Origin of the sequence: Akkermansia muciniphila (assembly GCF_040616545.1) — a bacterium.
Lineage (GTDB): Bacteria > Verrucomicrobiota > Verrucomicrobiia > Verrucomicrobiales > Akkermansiaceae > Akkermansia > Akkermansia muciniphila_E.
Window position 1 is genome coordinate 1,666,697 of record NZ_CP156688.1, and the last position, 17,359, is coordinate 1,684,055.

At 59.7% G+C, this 17,359-nt stretch carries 9 protein-coding genes; 4 read left to right on the forward strand and 5 right to left on the reverse strand.

The genetic code is table 11. From position 1 onward, the window contains the following. The first annotated feature begins 48 nt into the window (after positions 1 to 48). On the forward strand, positions 49 to 849 hold the full coding sequence (locus tag ABGM91_RS06865) for a LamG-like jellyroll fold domain-containing protein (RefSeq protein ID WP_354830760.1): 801 nt from the start codon (positions 49 to 51) through the stop codon (positions 847 to 849). Positions 850 to 944: 95 nt separating this feature from the next. On the opposite strand, the gene ABGM91_RS06870 is transcribed toward ABGM91_RS06865, so the two are convergent. The 5 genes from ABGM91_RS06870 to ABGM91_RS06890 all read right to left on the reverse strand — a co-directional run bounded on the left by ABGM91_RS06870 (position 945) and on the right by ABGM91_RS06890 (position 6,260). Then, positions 945 to 1,751, reverse strand: coding sequence for a hypothetical protein (locus tag ABGM91_RS06870; protein ID WP_354830763.1), 807 nt, complete (start codon positions 1,749 to 1,751; stop codon positions 945 to 947). A 124-nt stretch (positions 1,752 to 1,875) separates the two neighbouring features. Next, entirely contained in the window at positions 1,876 to 2,550 is a 675-nt protein-coding gene (locus tag ABGM91_RS06875; RefSeq protein ID WP_354830766.1) for a TatD family hydrolase, read from the reverse strand. A 3-nt stretch (positions 2,551 to 2,553) separates the two neighbouring features. Beyond that, on the reverse strand, positions 2,554 to 4,281 hold the full coding sequence (locus tag ABGM91_RS06880) for a cation:proton antiporter (RefSeq protein ID WP_354830769.1): 1,728 nt from the start codon (positions 4,279 to 4,281) through the stop codon (positions 2,554 to 2,556). Positions 4,282 to 4,299: 18 nt separating this feature from the next. After that, the gene (gene yaeI, locus ABGM91_RS06885) at positions 4,300 to 5,154 is read right to left on the reverse strand and encodes a phosphodiesterase YaeI (protein WP_354830772.1); all 855 of its coding nucleotides are present in this window, start codon (positions 5,152 to 5,154) and stop codon (positions 4,300 to 4,302) included. Then, positions 5,151 to 6,260: an aminopeptidase gene (locus tag ABGM91_RS06890; RefSeq protein WP_354830774.1), complete on the reverse strand. Its 1,110-nt coding sequence runs from the start codon at positions 6,258 to 6,260 to the stop codon at positions 5,151 to 5,153. Before ABGM91_RS06890 ends, yaeI begins: the two co-directional genes overlap by 4 nt. A gap of 81 nt (positions 6,261 to 6,341) precedes the next feature. Here ABGM91_RS06890 and purN point away from each other — a divergent pair, with 81 nt between their 5' ends. From purN to ABGM91_RS06905, 3 genes are all read left to right on the forward strand, one after another. Then, complete coding sequence (gene purN, locus ABGM91_RS06895; protein ID WP_354830777.1) at positions 6,342 to 6,929, forward strand: phosphoribosylglycinamide formyltransferase; 588 nt, start codon at positions 6,342 to 6,344, stop codon at positions 6,927 to 6,929. Positions 6,930 to 7,057: 128 nt separating this feature from the next. Next, entirely contained in the window at positions 7,058 to 7,891 is an 834-nt protein-coding gene (locus tag ABGM91_RS06900; protein WP_354830779.1) for an FKBP-type peptidyl-prolyl cis-trans isomerase N-terminal domain-containing protein, read from the forward strand. A gap of 303 nt (positions 7,892 to 8,194) precedes the next feature. Then, positions 8,195 to 17,287 carry an autotransporter-associated beta strand repeat-containing protein gene (locus tag ABGM91_RS06905; protein WP_354830782.1) on the forward strand — a complete coding sequence of 3,031 codons (9,093 nt, stop codon included), beginning with the start codon at positions 8,195 to 8,197 and terminating at the stop codon, positions 17,285 to 17,287. Positions 17,288 to 17,359 lie beyond the last annotated feature (72 nt).

Here is a 17,359-nt window from a genome sequence, read left to right on the forward strand (position 1 = left end):
TCAAAATCCACGCTTGACACCGGATTTGTTATCCGCTTCAGTGGGCACATGTTGAACCCCCACGGTCATTTAATATTCAAGGGAGCGGTGGTTGCGGCGGCTTTGTGCCTGGTTTCCGGCGCGGAGGCTGCTTCTCTGCTGTACGGACTGGATTTCAACCAGCTTGGGAGCGGCCAGAACCTGGTCAATTTGGGAAGCGGATCCACGGCTATTTCGAAAACCACCGGTTATATGAACTGGAGCAATGCGATCACGCCCATGCCGGACGGCGGTTATTCCCATTGCCCCAACGGAGGAACGTTCAATATCACGAACTCCGATGGCATTGACGGCCTGAATTTTTCCACCGGGTTCAGCGTGGGCATTCACATGTATTACAGTTCTTCCAACGCGGCCTGGAAGGATGCTTTTTCCATGACCATTGCGGGTACGACGATTCGGGTGGAAATGACGGCTGCCAACAAATGGGTGATTTACAACGGGGCAGGCATTGGCATAGCAGACGGAACCGAGCTGTTTGCCGCCAACGATGATGAATGGAATTACCTTGGGCTGACGTTCAAGGGAAACGAGATGCAGGTTTATCACGATGGCGAGCTTGTCAAAACGGTGACGACCAATCTTTCCGATGATTCCAAAGTGACCAGCATTAAGGGCAGCGGAGAGCACAATACCGCGGCCAACGGCCTTTTTGTTGATAATCTGGCCGTGTATGACGGCGTATTGAATGGGGATGATTTTGCCTACCTGAATACGCACGACATGCCTTTGTCCATCCCGGAACCGGCCACCGCTACGCTGGGTCTGATGGGGCTGACGGCGCTTCTGATGCGCCGCAAACGCGCCTGAGCTTGAATTTTTTGAATAAAAGGGCCGTTCCACATTTCTGCGGAACGGCCCTTTTTGTTGTAAAAGAAGGATGATTTCCGGGTTCGGAGGAGTAATCAGCTCCACGCCCGGTCCACGGTTTCCTGTGCTTCCGGGTCAAGGTGCCTGGAGAGCCGTTCCTTCATGCGCAGCCTGTATTCCGGAATGCTCCAGGAGTGGAGCGGCTGGACGGCGGAGTTCGTGAATTGCCAGGAGGGGACGGGCACCACCACATCCATGACTTCCGTTGCCCTGGCCGGCATTCCGGCCAGTACCGCGGCAATGGCGGAGGAAAGTTCCGGGTGTTCCTCCAAAACGTCCAGCAGCCATCCGCAGCCCAAGTCCGTGGGGATGGCTTCCGTTCCGGCCAGGAGGTCCGCAAGACGGCCGGAAGGAAGTTTTTTGGAGATGGAGGCCAGATAAGGGGCAAACCGCATGTCTCCCAGGCTCATCAGGGCGTCCAGGGCCGGGGCCATTCCGGCCTGCCCGGGGAGCGGAGCCGCACAGATGATGTTCACCAGCCCGGCGATTCCGGGGAAGCGTTCCTCCGGCTTTGGGGCGGCCAGCGTGTAAATCAGGAAGGCGGCCTGGCGGCGGATGTCCGGAGCCGCGTCCGTCATGGCAAAGGGCAGGAGCGCCCGCCAGCCGTCCCCCTTGCGCTGGCGGATGAAGGAGGCCAGTTGAAGCGCGCATTTGCGCCGTGCGTCCGGCGCACAGCAGGACTGGAAGATGTTGTAAATGGTGACGCCTTCTTCTTCCCTGCCTGTTTCATTGCAGGTGACCAGCCCGTAGGCGATCATGGCCAGCGGCCATTGGTCCGGCCCGATTTCATCCCTGCGGGAGGGATCCATGACGAGAGCGGCGAGCCGCTTGATTTCCGACAAAGAACTGGTTTGATCCTGAAAAAGGCCCATGCCCGCATGATAGCCCGCGGCAGGAGCCTGCCAAGGAAAAAAGCCGGGGTTTCGCGCCACCCGCGTTCACAGTCTCCGTTCCGTCCCCGGCGTGCTAGCGGGTGGAGATTTTTTCCATATTGTCCGCGACCATGGCCGCCAGTTCTTCCACCTTCATGGAGAGGGCTTGTGCGGCGCGCCGGTAAAGCTCCGGAAGGGCCTCCGGGTGTTCGTCGGATTCCAGGGCCAGGCGTTGGCGCGGAATGGAGGAGAGGATGTCCGGGCGTTCCATCTCCCGCGGCCCCACGGAAAGGAGCCAGTTGCCGGAAGGAAGCTGTGCGGCGGGGTTCAGCGCTCCTGTCCACCCATGGAGTACGGCTTTCAGCGCAGGGTATTCCCCCAGGATGCCGGCCAGCGTTCCCCATGCGCGGCAGCAGTGCAGGGCGGCGGGGCGGTCCAGGCGCACGGCCAGCTCCAGATGCCGTTTCAGCGCTTCCCTTTGCACGGGCAGTCCCGGAATGCCCCGGCGGCATTTGTCCAGCCCGGTTTCTCCAATTCCCGCATGGGGAAAACGGTGCAGGAAGGATTCCAGCAAGCGTATTTCCTCCTGCCATGTATTCGGATTCAGGCGCCACGGATGAATGCCGAAGAAAGGGGTAACGCGTTCATCCTCTTCCGCCAGCAGGGCCACCTGTTCCCAATCCGCCGGGCAGGTGCCGCAGATGAAGCGGGGCCCCACGCCGGAGATGGCCGGGGCCGGGTGGGTGTGGGCGTCCGGCAGGTTCATCATGTATCAGTGGGACAGCGTGGGCGCCTCCACGGGTTCAATAATATCAAAACTCCGTTTTGCCAGGCGTACCGCGGCGGCGCCCGTTTCCATTTCGTCATGGATGACGTTGGTGATGCCCGCATGATGCAGTAAAGCCACTTCCGACCGGAATTTGGCGCGTGCAATCACCGTGATGTCCGCGTTGACACCCTTGATCTGCATGTAGGTGGACAGGGCGGGGGCCGGGTCCGGGAACGTGAAGGCGATGAGCCGCGCGGTGCGGATGCCCGCCAGGTCCATGGTGATCTGGTGCTGGATGTCGCCCAGGAAGGCCAGATGGCCGTCGTTGAGCAGGGCTTTCACAGTGTCCGCGTTCAGGTCAATGATGATGCAGGGGATGCCGTACTGGGCCAGGTTTTCATGCAGCCGCCTGCCTACCGGGCCGTAGCCGCAGATGATGGCGTGGTCCTTGATGCCCTCCACGCGCGTGATCATGGTTTCCACGCTGAGGCGCTCCCGTTTTGTTTTCAGGCCGGGAATGCGCACCAGCAGGGGGGTGAGCTTCCGCGCCGCCTTCATCAGCAGGGGCGTCATGCCCATGGAGACGGCGGCAATGGCGTACACATTCGTGGTCACCAGCGCCGGAATGGGGGTGATCTCCTGCATGAAGGGGATGAGCACCAGGGAGAATTCCCCCACGTTGGTCAGCGCGGTGGAGGCCATGATGCCCATGCGCCCCGGTATTTTCAGGAAGCTTGCGGCTACGATGCAGGCCACGAATTTGATGGCCAGGACAAAGGCGGCGAAGGTAGCCACATGGCCGAGGTGTTCCCACAAGTCGTCAATGTCAATCAGCAGCCCGGCGGAGACGAAGAAGATGGTCAGGAAAAGGTCCTTGAAGGGGAGCACTTCACTGAGGACGCGGTGGCTGTAGTAGGAACTACTGACGAAGAGCCCCGCGGTGAAGGCCCCCAGGGCGATGCTCAGGCCCAGCAGGCTGGCCAGCATGGCGATGCCGGAGCAGATGGCGAACACCATCAGGGTGAAGAGTTCCCGGCTTTTTGTCCGGGCCACGGCCAGCATGATGCGCGGGAGCAGGTAATGGCCGATCAGCCATGCGGCGCCCAGGAAGACCAGGCCCCGCAGCACGGCCATGCCGATGTTGAGCGCGGTTGACCATGAGCTGGGCGACGCGGTGAATATCTGGGGCATGATCGCCACCAGCATGATGGCGGCAATGTCCTGGAACAGGGCGATGCCCACCGCCATTTTTGCCCCGGAGGTGCCGCTGAGGCCGAATTCCTGGAAGGATTTCAGCGCCACCGCCGTGGAGGAAAGGCCCATGATGGCCCCTACCGTAAGGGAATGGCTCATGTCCATGCCCGTGGCGTAATGAAGCCCCAGGCCGAAGGCGGCGGTGCAGATGAACATCTGGATGCCCCCGCCGACCAGAGCCGTTTTCCGCAGGTGCCTGAGTTCGTCAATGGAAAATTCCAGCCCCAGCGTGAACATGAGCAGGATAATGCCCACCTCGGAAAGGGCCTGGATGCTGACGTCGGAATTGGGGATGTGGTCCAGAATGCCGCAGTTGGCCAGAATCACCCCGCAGATGAAATAGCCCGCCAGCAGGGACTGGCGGAAATGGGCCAGAACCAGGGCAATCGCAATGATGCCCATGAAGACGACGGTCAGCAGGGTGAAAAAGGGAGGCGCGGCATTGGGGCCTCCGGAAGCCAGCAGAGAGAGAACCATGGCAGTTGGAAAGGGAGGCTAGGGAATGATAATGAGATTGATTTCCGGCGGGCAATTGAAGCGGCCCGGCCCCATGTAGCCTATGCCGCGGGTGACGAAGACCTGCCTGCCTTCATAGGGATAAAAGCCGGAGTACATCGTTTCCCCTTCCGAGGCCAGCAGGGGGGTGGAAGAGAAGGGCAGCCTGATCTGGCCGCCGTGCGTGTGGCCGGAAAGCATCAGGTCCCAGCGGTAGCCGTCCAGCAGCTCCCTCCCCTTGGGGTTATGGGAAAGGACGATGGTGGGCATGGCGGAGTCTTCCGCAAAGGTGAGCGGGGTCATGCACCGCTCCGGAAAGAAGTCGCCCTCCCGTACGTCCCCCAGCCCCACCAGCTTGAACTCCGCGTTCCCCAGCCTGGGAATGGTGACGAAGGCGGCGGAATTCCTGAGCAGGGTGAAGCCGCCTTCCTTCAGGATGCGCTCCACGTTGTCCGCCAGGGCCATGTCATGGTTGCCCAGGCATGCGTAGGCCGGGGCGATGGAGGAGAGCTTCTTCATCTGCGTGATGTAGTCCCCCGCATGGGTGGCCCGCATAAAATCCGTGTAAAGATCCCCCAGGAACACGATCATGTCAGGCCTGGCCTGTTCCGCCATGCGTGCCGCTTTTTCCAGCAGGGGAAGGTTGGTGTGGACGTCTGACAGCACCAGGATGCGCAGTCCGGAGAGGTCCGGAACGCAGCCCGCGGGCGCGGTGTTTTCATTCAATTCCAGATGGTTGGCTTCCCAGTGCATGTAGGAGGCCAGCAGGGAGCCCAGCAAAATGGCTGCCGCGGCTGCGTACAGGAGCTTGCGGAGCAGGGAGCGTTTTTTGGCGGGGGTAGAGTCAGTGGTCATGATTGGGCGGGATTGAGAATAGCCAGTTCCGGAAGGGTGAACAAGCCGTTGCGGCGCACCAGCGCGCCGTCCAGGTAAATATCTCCTCCTCCGGCCTCTTCCGTCTGGATGCACACCATGTCCCAGTGGATGCGGGACTGGTTGCCGTTGTCCGCCACGTGGTAGGCCTGTCCCGGCGTCAGGTGGAAGGAGCCGGAGATCTTTTCATCAAACAGGATGTTGCGCATGGGACGGGTGATGGCCGGATTCACGCCGAAGGCGAATTCCCCCAGCCGCCGCGCGCCGGGGTCCGTATCCAGAATGGCGTTGAGTTCCGCGGTCCTGTCTCCCGCTTCCGCCTGTACGACCAGGCCGTTTTCCAGCGTCAGGCGGATGTTGTCAAAGGGGATGCCCTGGAACAGGCTGGGGGTGTTGAAGGAAATGCGGCCGTTGGCGCTGTCAATAACGGGTGCGGTAAATACCTCCCCGTCCGGCAGGTTGCATTCCCCCGCGCAGGGGATGGCGGGCAGCCCCTTGATGGAAAAGGAAATATCCGTTCCGGGTCCGGTGATGCGCACGTGGTCCGCCGCCTCCATCAGGGCGGCCAGCTTCTGCATGGCGGGGCGCAGGGCGGCGTAATCCATCAGGCAGGTGCTGAAATAAAAATCCTCAAACTCTTCCGTGCTCATAGCGGCCTGCTGGGCCATCCCTTCCGACGGCCAGCGCAGCCCGCACCACCGCGTGTGGCGGATGCGCCGCTGGGAGACGGGGTTCATGGCCTTCATGGCGGCGGCCATGTTCTGCTGGGGAACGGAAGAGAGTTCAAAAGCGTTCCCGCCGCCGCGTATTTCAATATAGGCGTCCATCTCCTCCATTTCCGCCAGGCGGTGGCGGCTGATGATGCCGTACTGCTCCTCCGTGGCTCCGGAAAGCATCTCCCGGTTCAGCCGGGACTGGTTCAGGCGCAGGAAGGGCAGGGCGCCCGCGGCGCGCACTTCCCGGATAAGGGCTATTCCCATTTCCTCCGGAATATCCGTTAATTCCAGCAGAACCCGGTCTCCCGGACGCAGGGTGGTGGAATACCCTGCAAGCTGGGCCGCCAGGGCCTGAAAACGGGTGTCTGTCATGCCCTTATTAGGCGAATAACGACGCCTTTTTGTCAAGCCGGAGACTTGCCACGGGCAAAAAACTGTGGTTTCATCCCCCGGATGTCCAGATTGCCCAAATTAGGAATACTCGGTTCCGGTTCCGGTTCCAACTGCCAGTCCATTTATGATGCCATTCAGTCCGGCTCTCTCCGGGCGGAAATCGCCGTGGTGATGTCTGACAATCCGGACGCGTACATTCTGGAACGCGCCCGTTCCTGGGGCATCCCGGCGGAGGTGATCGACTGCGGGGGATTCAAAACCAAATTCCCGGAGGAATCCCAGGCCGCCGTCGCCGCGCGGCTGAAGGAATACGGCGTGGACTGCGTTTGCCTGGCGGGATTCATGCGCCTGGTGAAGCATCCGCTGCTGAAGGAATTCCCCTCCCGCATCCTGAACATTCATCCTTCCCTCCTTCCCTCCTTCCCCGGGCTTCACGCCTGGGAGCAGGCCGTGAACGCCGGAGCGGCGGAGAGCGGCTGTACCGTTCATTATGTGGATGACGGCATGGATACCGGTCCCATCCTGGGGCAGGCGCGCGTGCCGGTGCTGCCGGGAGACACCCCGGAAAGCCTGCACGCCCGCATTCAGGAGCAGGAGCACACCCTTTACCCCGCCATGATTGCCCGCGTTCTGGAAACGCCTGCATAACCCGCTGCACCTTTTGGCGGGAGGGCGTCCGGAGCGCGGATGACAGGATGACTGATTCTCTTGTCTTGTTCTGTGAACGGAATCCGTTAAAAAGGTGTCCTCTTTTCAAACAAAGGATAAAAACAACCATGAAGATGAACCCTTCCATCGCCCTGTTTGCCGTTTCCGCCCTTCTGGCGGGTGTGGCGGGCGCGCAAGAAAAGGCCGCTGAAACTCCGGTGGCCGACCAACCCAAACAAGAGAAAGAAATTACTGTGTCTCCCGAACAGATGAAAAAGGACCTGGGCTATTTTCTGGGTTTCCAGAGCGGCCAGCAGCTCGGCTCCATCCCCACCCTTACTTTTGATGACCTGGACCAGGAATCCTTCCTGCAGGGCATCAAGGACGGCATGGTCCGCAAGCCCGCCAAGGACCAGGAACAGCTGAAGCCCGCCCTGGACGCGTTCCAGAAGCAGATTGACGAACGCATCTCCGCCAAGGCCAAGGCCAATCTGGAAGCCAGCAAGAAGTTCATGGAGGAAAACGGCAAGAAGGAAGGCGTGACTACCACGAAATCCGGACTCCAGTACAAGGTAGTGAACAAGGGCGGCGAAGAAAAATTTGACGAAAAGAAGTTCAAGAACCCCATGTTCAAGGTGAAGTACAAGGGCACGCTGCTGGACGGCACCGTGTTTGACGACACCAAGGGCAAGGATGTGGAACTTCCCCTCCAGGTCATCCCCGGCTTTGCGGAAGCGCTGACCACCATGCCCGTCGGTTCCAAGTGGATCGTGTACATTCCTTCCGAGCTGGCCTATGGTGAAAACACCCCCGGCGCTCCGATCGAACCCAACTCCCCCCTCATCTTTGATCTGGAGCTGGACGGCATTTCCGAAGCTCCGGCCCCCCAGGGCGGCCCCATGAGCATTTCTCCGGAACAGCTTCAGGAGATGCTCAAGCAGCAGAGCGGCGGACAGCAGTAAAAGGACAAACAGCCCTCTTTAATTTAAGGCCGTTCCCATGGGAACGGCCTTTTTCATGTTCCGGACAGACGGTCTTTTGGTTGGATAAATGGCGGATTGGAAATCCTGCCATCTTGTCGAATTCTGCTTAAGATATTTGTCGTGAGAAATTTGAGATATTATCTAACAAAATATTCTGGATGATGATTCAATTTAACTTCTTTCTTAATATTCGCATGAAGCGTTTATGTAGAGTTTATAAGGAAAATAAGCTTGCCAACGGATTTCCAATCCGGTTTTATGAGGCAGCATTATTAGTACAATATGAGACTGCATCTTCCTCCTTCCCTGCGTTCCGCCCTCCTCGCCTCCCTGGTTTCTTTTTCCGGTTTTTCCATGTACTCCGCCCAGGCCGCTACGTCCGCGGATTTCTGGCAGGCTCCCGCTTTTGGCGGTCCGGAATTCATCTGGACGGGTGACGGGGAAGGTGACGCTATCGGCACGGGCGCCAACTGGCAGGGTGGAACGGCCCCGGCGCGTCAGGATAATAAAGGACCCCATCTTGTATTTGACAATAAAACCGTTACTGTTACGGGAACCACGCCCAATACGTCGGACGGCGGCGGTGTTACCGTCACGGGAAACAGCAATGTGACCGTAAGCCTGGGCCAATGGGCAGGCAGCGTTTATGTGGAGGACGGCTCCACTCTTTCCACCTCGTTCGGCAACCAGATCAAGAACACGGAAGCGGAAGGGCATGCCAGTATCTTTGTGGACGGCACCCTGAACCTGTCCACGCCGGGCGGCAACCTCAACTTTGACAATGGTACAGGAGCCGGCAGCCACTACTGGCACATCGGCCTCAACGGCATGATCAATCTGGCCAATACCACCACCGTTACCAAGAATGACCGCACGTGGAACGTGGAAGTGGTGGTTTCCGGCGGGGGAGACCTGGGCCTGACCAACCGCACCTTGAAGAATGATGCCCTGCTGACCCGCAAATTCATGACCACCGGCGGTGATCTGGGAGGGCTTTTGGACACGCTCCGCATTTGGATGCAGACGGGGGATGACGCCTATGACGCCCTGACCAGGGTTAATTCCCTGGACCAGCTTGGAACCGGCAATTTTATCCTCGTATCCAATGGGTCCGGTATGTCCGTGCAGTACAAGGGGACGGGCTATGATGCGGCAACCCTCGTGTGGAACTCGGCTGACGGAACGTGGACCAATACGGGAACGGGCTGGTACACGCAGGGTGACGGCGGCAAGGTGGATACCTCCTTCCTGAATGGGGACTCCGTAATCTTCACAGCGGCGGAAGGTTCCAAGACCGTGACTTTTTCCGGTTCCATTGACGTCAATTCCATGACGTTTGAGAATGATACCGCTTATACGCTGGCCGGAGCGGATGCCTCTTCCGTCTTGGAAGCCAAAAACGTTACATTAGGCAATAATGCTTCTTTAACCCTGGGTGATGCGGACCACCGTTTCTCCTCTTTCCAGTCCAATGTGTCCGGAGGTTCGGACTCTTCCCTTACCCTGTGGCTGGCTACGGAAGAAACAGGGGTTTCCACCGTTTCCATGGGAACGGGAACAGGAGTCAAGGATGTTTATGTCAATGGCACCCTGGCTATGAATGTTTCCGGACAGGGAGTATCCACCAATCTGGGAGGTGCCGCTCTGCACATGAACAATGGGAGCATGCTTCTCTTGCGCAATGGCGTCAGCGGAAACATCCAGCCTTCTTCCCAGGTTATTGTAGAAGGAAATGCCAGAATCAGATTTGGGAACAACATTACGGCTGCTTCCGCTTTATGGACCTCCGATATTGTGGGAGGGGCCGGAGTAACTTCTGCCAATACCATTTCATGGCAGTCCCAGGGAGGCACCCTGGTAGTCACAGGTGATGTTGATTATAACGGTGCCATGCTTTTAGGGCAGGATTATAACGGAGGACATGCCATCAATGTTACTTTCCGGGATAATACGGTCAATCTGGATTCGTTGCAGACATTTTATACTTTGGGCACTTTCCAGTTTGATAACAGCCAGGCTTCTGTAAAATTGATTTCTTTGGGATGCGGTTATGCTGACGGCAGCCGTGTGGTGTTGAATGACGGAACCGTCATGAATGCCCAGCAAGTCCGGTTGGGAGATACGGGAGGATACGGAGGGGCAGCGGCTTCCACTTATATGGTAGTCAATTCAGGTGCTACCCTCAATATAACGGGTAACAATAATGATCATTCAACAAACAGGACTCTTCTGCTTGCTCACTGGTCCTCCCAGGGTTTCTTCCAATTAAATGGCGGACAACTGAATGCGCAAGAAGCCGTCATGGGGCTTTCCTGGGCCGGGACGGGTACCTTTTCTGCCAATTCCGGAACCGCTAATTTGATGGGGATGGATTATTGGGCGGAAGGCAATGGCGCTTTCCGTGGCAAATTCCAGTTAGGGACCGCAGGGACAGGTTCTGCCCGTGTCAACTTCGGGGCATCCGGCATCTCCAATGTTGCCGGGAGCGCCGTCATCCAACTGGGTGAGGGTACACTGGGGGCCACTGCTAACTGGAACCTGACGTATAATGCGGCCTTTACCGGGGCTTATGTTGATTTAATCGGCACCGTAGGGGGGACGATGGTGGATACACTGGACGCCAATGACGGCCTGACGGCCCGTACCATCACCTTCCAGAACGGCCTGACCGGGAATGGCAAACTGGTGAAGGTGGGAGACGGCACGCTGGTGCTCAACGGAACGGCCCAGGCCCCGGTCCCCGCGGAAGGTGAAACGGCCGCCGTTCCCGGCTTTACCGGAACGGTGGAACTGCGAGAAGGCGCGTTGACGGTGAAGGATTCCAGCGTCATCGGGCAGGGGACCCTGCTCATCGGCGGCGGCCTCACCGTTGCTGTGACCTCGGCGGACGGCTACTCCCTGGACGCCGGTTCCACCCTCGCTACGACGAACATTGGCGGGGGTACTGCCACCTTGTCCGCTGCTTTGACCTTGAATGGAGGCAGTCTGAACTTCGGCACCCTGAGTGAGGATACGGCAGCCCTCACGGTCAACTCCGTCAGCGGTACGGCGGCTACGGATGTTCAGATTTCTCTTAATACACTCACTACCAATACAAGCTATGCCCTGTTGAGCGGAACGGGTTTGGGGGATACGTCCATGTTCACGCTCTCCGGCAGCGCGGCCGAGCTGTACAACGCCACCTTTACCGTCAATAATAACACGCTGTACGTTTCCCTAGCGGACAAGGAAGGGCTTCTGCGCTGGAAGAGCGGCAACTGGAGCACGTCAGGCACGGATCTGTCCTGGAATATGGATGGCGTAGACTCCGCTTATACGGATGGACAGACCGTTTACTTCTCCAATGGGGACGGAGTGAACAAGACCGTGACGATTGTGGGCAATGTTGCTCCCGGGAAAATCAATGTGGTAGGCACGGACTTCGTTTTTGCGGGCGACGGCTCCATTACCGGAGATACGACGCTGAATCTGCTGGACGGAGCTTCCCTGACTATCAACAACGCCAACACCTATACCGGAGATACCGTGCTCTATAACGGCAGCAAGCTCGTTGTGGGCAATGCCGGCGCGTTGGGAACCAGCACGGTTCTTCTCCAGGGCAATTCCATTCTGGAACTGACCACCGGCACATGGAATGGGCTGGGTACGCGCCTCAATGCCAATTCAACGGGTACCTTGAAGCTGAGCGGCAATGCCTCCGGCACCACGACGGCCGCTCTGACCGGAGTCAAGTATGATGTGGGTGCGGGGACTACCCTGACGCTTTCCGCCGGAACCTACGGCAATACGATCACCGGCGGCGGTTCCCTGGTATCCGCGGCGGGAACCTCCGTGTTGAAAGGCAGCGTCAACATTACGGGAAGCTACAATTTGATGGCTACTGTGAACAACGCCTCCACCTGGACGCTGGATTCCGGTGCTTCCCTGACAGCCGGAAGTTTCATCGGCCGTTATCAGTACAATGGAACAACGACGCTGAATGTCAGGAAGGATGCCTTCATGAACATCACCGGTATTTTCCAGATTGCCCGTGACGGGAAAGCCATTCTGAATATTGAAAACGGCGGTATGGTGCTGGCCCAGACCCTGGATCTGGGGCAGAACTGGGCGGGCGCTGCAGAGAAGGGGGCTACGGTCAACCTGAACGGCGGTTCACTTCTTCTCGGCGCGGGAGGCATGACGGCCTCCGGCAATGCCAATGCCATTGTCCTGAACCTGAATTCCGGGACGCTGGGAACGACGGCGGCGGAAGGCTGGTCCTCCGCGTATAACATGACCCTCACGGGTAATGTAACAGTTGATACCCGCCAGTATGATGCGGGAACCAAGTCCTACAATGACCAGGCTTCCACCAACATCACCCTTGGGGGCGTTCTTTCCGGTACGGGCGGCCTGACCAAAGTCGGTTCCGGCACCCTGACGCTCTCCGGGCAGAATACCTACACGGGCGCAACCAGCGTGAACGCCGGCACGCTGGCCTTCACGAACACGAACGCCATGGCTCTGGGCAGCATCTCCATGGGCGCTGGCGCCAGAATGACCACGGCTTCCGGCTTGACGCTGAACAGCGGCGCAACGCTGACTTTTGACATGACGGGCGTGGTGGCCAGCCAGCCGATCATCAACATCCAGGCTGGCTCCCTGGCTCTGACGGACCCCACCTGCACGCTCACCCTCAACAACTACGGCGAGCTGGAAGCATCTGACTACGTCCTTGCCCAATGGGCGGCGAACGGAAGCCTGACCACGGATTCCTTCACCTGGACGCCTGACATTACCCGGGAAGGCTTTGAATATTCCATCGTGGTGGAAAACAACCAGCTTGTGCTGAAAGTCGTGGACGTTTCCGGAGACAACGGTTTTGTCTGGGACGGCGGAACGGACCGCAAGTGGATCAACACCAGCATTGACGGCTGGACCACCAAGCTCACGGGCGTGGACACGCTGAATGACCAGGAAATCTACTTCTCCGCTGCGGAAGCGGGTGAAGTGAAGGTCTCCGGCACCGTGACCCCCAAGAGCGTCGTCTTCAACGGCGGCACTTACACGCTCATCAGTGATCCCGACAATGCGGGCGCCATTGCGGATTCCACGGCTCCCACGTCGCTGACCGTGAACGGAACGGCTAATGTCACCCTGAATCTGGCGAATACCTATACCGGCGGCACGGTCCTTAACGGCGGCACTCTCACCATCGGCGCGGACGGCGCGCTGGGTACGGCGGGAGACATCACGTTTAACGGCGGCACGCTGGCTTATGCAGACTCCGCAGCCGGTACGAACGTGACGGGGTATGACGTTTCCAGCCGCGTCAAGGTTGGTGACGGAGGAGCCCTTAACGTTTCCGTGCTCGGAGCAGGGGATACCGTCTCCTGGGCCGGACTGACGGCTGACGTCATGGGAACGGGAACCACCCTGACCAAGACGGGGGACGGCACGCTGGCGCTGGGATACGCCGGGAATACCTTGGCCCACCTCACCGTGGAAGAGGGAACGCTAGCCTTCACGGGCGGCGCGACCATCGGCGTGAACCCCAATAACGCCACCATCGTCCGCGTAAGTGAAGGCGCCACTCTGGCCCTTTCCGGCGGAACCGTCAACCTGCATGCCCAGCTCAACGGAGCGGGCACCATCACCATCGGGACGGCGGATACCGCGGGACTGGTTAACATCTCCAATACCGGGAACACCAACTTCACGGGACGCCTGGAACTGATCGGCAACGGAGAAAATATGAGCTCCAATGCCAACTGGGTGGCCTTCGGCGCAGGAAATACGCTGGGAGGGGGCACCGTCTTCATAGACGGCAAGGGCTTCTTCTTCACCGCGGGCACAACGGCCGCCAACTTTGAGATTGGTGACGCCCACGGCACAATGCAGAACGGTTCCTCCGGCGCCACGTACACCTTCTCCGGGAATCTTTCCGGTTCGGGCGCCTGGGGCATGTCTGCGAACGTGCGGATGACCAATATCCTCACAGGCTCCCTCAAGGACTTTTCGGGAACCCTGTCCACCAATGAAACCTCCGCCAACAACAGCCGCCAGGTCTGGAACTTCGGCAACGGCGGAGCAAGCGTCACAGGTGCGGGGAATACCGTCTTTGGTAACGGCGCCATTCTGGCGGGCAACACGGGCTCCACGGATGCCGCACTGGCCGCGCAGTACAACGTCAATTACAACAATGCGGAACTGGTGCTGAATGCGCTGGTCCAGGGCAACTCCAACCTGACGCATGCGGGCACGGGCACCCTGATCCTGGATCAGGCCAATACCGCTACGGGAGCCCTCGGCATCACGGATGCCGGCGCCGTGGTTCAGCTTGGCACCGCGGACAAGGCCGGCCAGTGGGCCGGTACTGTGCTGAACGGAGCGGGAACGCTGAAAATCGTTAACGGATCACTCACCTCCGCCATGACGCGCGGTGAAGGCTCCACTGCGGGCATCGTGGTGGACTCCGCCGTCAGCATCAACCTGGGCGGCACCAATGGCGACATGCTGAAGGGCATCACCCTGGCTGCCGGAGGCAAGCTCACCAACGTCTCCGGAGACATTACGGTGGGTGCGGGAGCTACGGAAACGCTGAACCTTACCCTGGGTGCGGACAACGTCAACCAGGGCGCGGCCGGAACGGCCATCATTGACCAAGGGGACGGCAAGCTCGTCATCAATGATTCCGCCACGGTCAATCTGGATATTGACGCCATTGTGAACACGCTCGTCGCCCACAAGGACGCCGGGGTGGAAAGCTGGCTGACGCTGACGACCGGAACATTGGAATGCGCTGATCTGGGCGACATCCAGTTCAGCAAGATTCTTTCCAACTACGGCATCCGCGTGACGGGCACCGACGGCGGCAGCCTGGTCCTCAGCGGACAGGTCAGCGGCCTTTACATGGTGGACGGCACCGCCTCTTCCGATCCTGATACCGTCACGAACTACGGCACGCTGGGCATGTACGCCGGCGTGGTCATCGCCCAGGACAAGACGCTCACCGTCCAGTTGGCCGGCGCCCCCGGCGATACCGACGGTGACGGCGCGGTCATCAACAACCTGCTGGGCGCGACGGGAAGCACGCTGAAGGTGGAAAACACCAATGCGGGCGGAGGCAACGCCGTGGTTATCCTTAACAATGAACGCCTGGAAACGGGACTGCCTGCACCGGACGATTACGCCGGAGCGGACTCTATCATGGGCGGCAGCATCGTCGGGGAAAACGGAGTCACCTTCATCAAGCAGAACACGGGCAAGCTGACGGTAAACGGCTCCTTTGTGACGGACACCCTCCGCATGGAAGGCGGCACGCTCACCCTGAACGGTGATGGCAGCAGCTTCAACCATGTGGTTCTGGCAGGCACGGCGGAAGGCGTGGTTCTGGACGTCAACCGGAATACCGTCATGGGAGACCTGACGGACAGCGGCGAAGGCGCGGACCTCAACATCGGCAGCGGGGCAACCCTCACCATTAATGACGCCAGCAGCCTTTCCTCCAGCACCATCCAGGGCAGCGGAACGCTGGCCCTTCATGATACGCTGGCTCTTTCCGGCACGGCATCCCTCCAGGGCGGCGTGCTGCTCAACCTGGTGAAGGATGATGATTCCACGGGCACGCTTGACCTGGGCGCCACCACCGGCAACGCCGTTGCCGGCATCAGCGGGCAGGGCACCCTGAAGAGTAATGGCGGCTCCCTGGCTGTCAATACCGGAAACTCGGGAAGCGGCTCCGTCTTCAGCGGCACGCTGGAAGGCCGCGGGCAGCTCAACATCTCCGGCAATGCGGGACAGACGCTTGACAACGTCATCACCGCCGCGGGCAGCAACTGGGCGATCAACAACACGGGCCGCCTCAATATCAGGATGGGCGGCACGGTGGAAGACCCGAGGGCCAATACGGCCCTTACCCTCAGCAGCATGACGCTGGGCGACGGTTCCAGCACGAACTTCACCTTCAACACGGACTACGCGGGCCCCATCATCAGCGTGACCGGAAACATCAGCATCAGCCAGGGAGCGGAAATCACCCTCAGCTCCACCGGCAAGAATGAACTGACGCTGGGCGCGGACGGCAGCTACACGCTCATGCACGCGGACGGCGACATTGATCTGGGCGGAAGCGACCGGCTGGCTATCCTGCTGGACCCCTCCTCCTCTGCTTTCAAGAAGTTTGAAAATAATGCGTACCTGGTGATGGAAAACGGCAACCTCGTTCTGGTGGCCACGGCTTCCAAGGACAACAAGTATGCGCGGATTGCGGATACCGTTAACTCCAGAGCCGGCGCGGAACTTCTCTGGAACCTGCCCGGCGACCTGGCCGCGGATTCCATCCTGAAGAAGGTGGATGACGCCGTGGGCGCCCTGACGGCCTCCAATCCCTCGGAAGCCAAGAGGGTCATGGCGGCCGTGGCCGGAGCTACGGTCAACGCGCTGGGAACGGCCCAGAAAGACGCCCTGCGAGACCAGATGGGATGGATCAGGAACCGCACCACGCTGATGGGCGTCAACCCCGCCTACATCAACGAAGACCTCCCCTACTTCCACATGTGGATGGAAGGAACGGGCTCCTACAGCAAGCTGGACACCAAGGGGGATGAAAGCGGCTACCAGCTCACCACCTGGGGCGGAACCGTCGGCATGGACGTGGACCTCAGCGACCACTTCACGATGGGAGCGGCCTTCACGGCCAACTACGGGGACCTGACGGCCAGCGCGGCGGACACGGCCGACGGCCACCTGGACAGCTACTACGCCAACCTCTTCGGTCGCTACCAGAGCAAGAGATGGGCCCACACGCTCATCCTGACGGGCGGGTGGAACGACGCCAAGCTCAACCGGACGGTCAACTACGGAGAAGGCAGCTACAGCACGCAGGGCAACACCAACGGGTGGGGCTTTGGAGCGATGTACGAACTCACCTACGACGTCTACCTGAATGAAGACAAGAGCAGCATCCTGCAACCTTTGGCCAACGTCTCGGTGGTAACCACCCGTATGGACGGTTATACGGAAACGGGAGCCGGAAACGCGGGGCTGAATGTAGGCAAGCAGGAATGGACGACGGGGACGGTGGCGCTTGGCGGCCGGTGGATGGGGCTGGCGGGCAGCAACCTCTTCGGACGCGAGGCGCTGGTAGAATTCCGAGCCAACGTGGCCCAGGACATGGGAGACCGCCGCGGCGAGACGGGCGTGGGCTTCCTGGCCAACCCCGGCTACACGCAAACGGTGAGGGGAGCGAAGGTAGGAACGACCGCGCTTCAAATCGGAGCGGGCCTGAGCGTGCCTGTGGGAACGCAGGGAACGGTGTTTGTCAACGGCAACGCGGACTTCCGTGACGGAGCCAACTCGGTGAACGGAAGCGTGGGCTACCGCTATGACTTTTAAGGAGAGTTGAGGTTTGAGAGTGGAGAGTGGAGCGGAGACGCCCGCTCTCCATCCCTTCAGGGCCGTTCCGGG

What these genes read in the sequence shown, in the direction of transcription:
- yaeI (WP_354830772.1), bottom strand. Translation starts at nt 5,154, where the DNA reads ATGACCACTGACTCTACCCCCGCCAAAAAACGCTCCCTGCTCCGCAAG.
- ABGM91_RS06900 (WP_354830779.1), top strand. Translation starts at nt 7,058, where the DNA reads ATGAAGATGAACCCTTCCATCGCCCTGTTTGCCGTTTCCGCCCTTCTG.
- ABGM91_RS06905 (WP_354830782.1), top strand. Translation starts at nt 8,195, where the DNA reads ATGAGACTGCATCTTCCTCCTTCCCTGCGTTCCGCCCTCCTCGCCTCC.
- ABGM91_RS06865 (WP_354830760.1), top strand. Translation starts at nt 49, where the DNA reads ATGTTGAACCCCCACGGTCATTTAATATTCAAGGGAGCGGTGGTTGCG.
- ABGM91_RS06890 (WP_354830774.1), bottom strand. Translation starts at nt 6,260, where the DNA reads ATGACAGACACCCGTTTTCAGGCCCTGGCGGCCCAGCTTGCAGGGTAT.
- ABGM91_RS06875 (WP_354830766.1), bottom strand. Translation starts at nt 2,550, where the DNA reads ATGATGAACCTGCCGGACGCCCACACCCACCCGGCCCCGGCCATCTCC.
- ABGM91_RS06880 (WP_354830769.1), bottom strand. Translation starts at nt 4,281, where the DNA reads ATGGTTCTCTCTCTGCTGGCTTCCGGAGGCCCCAATGCCGCGCCTCCC.
- purN (WP_354830777.1), top strand. Translation starts at nt 6,342, where the DNA reads ATGTCCAGATTGCCCAAATTAGGAATACTCGGTTCCGGTTCCGGTTCC.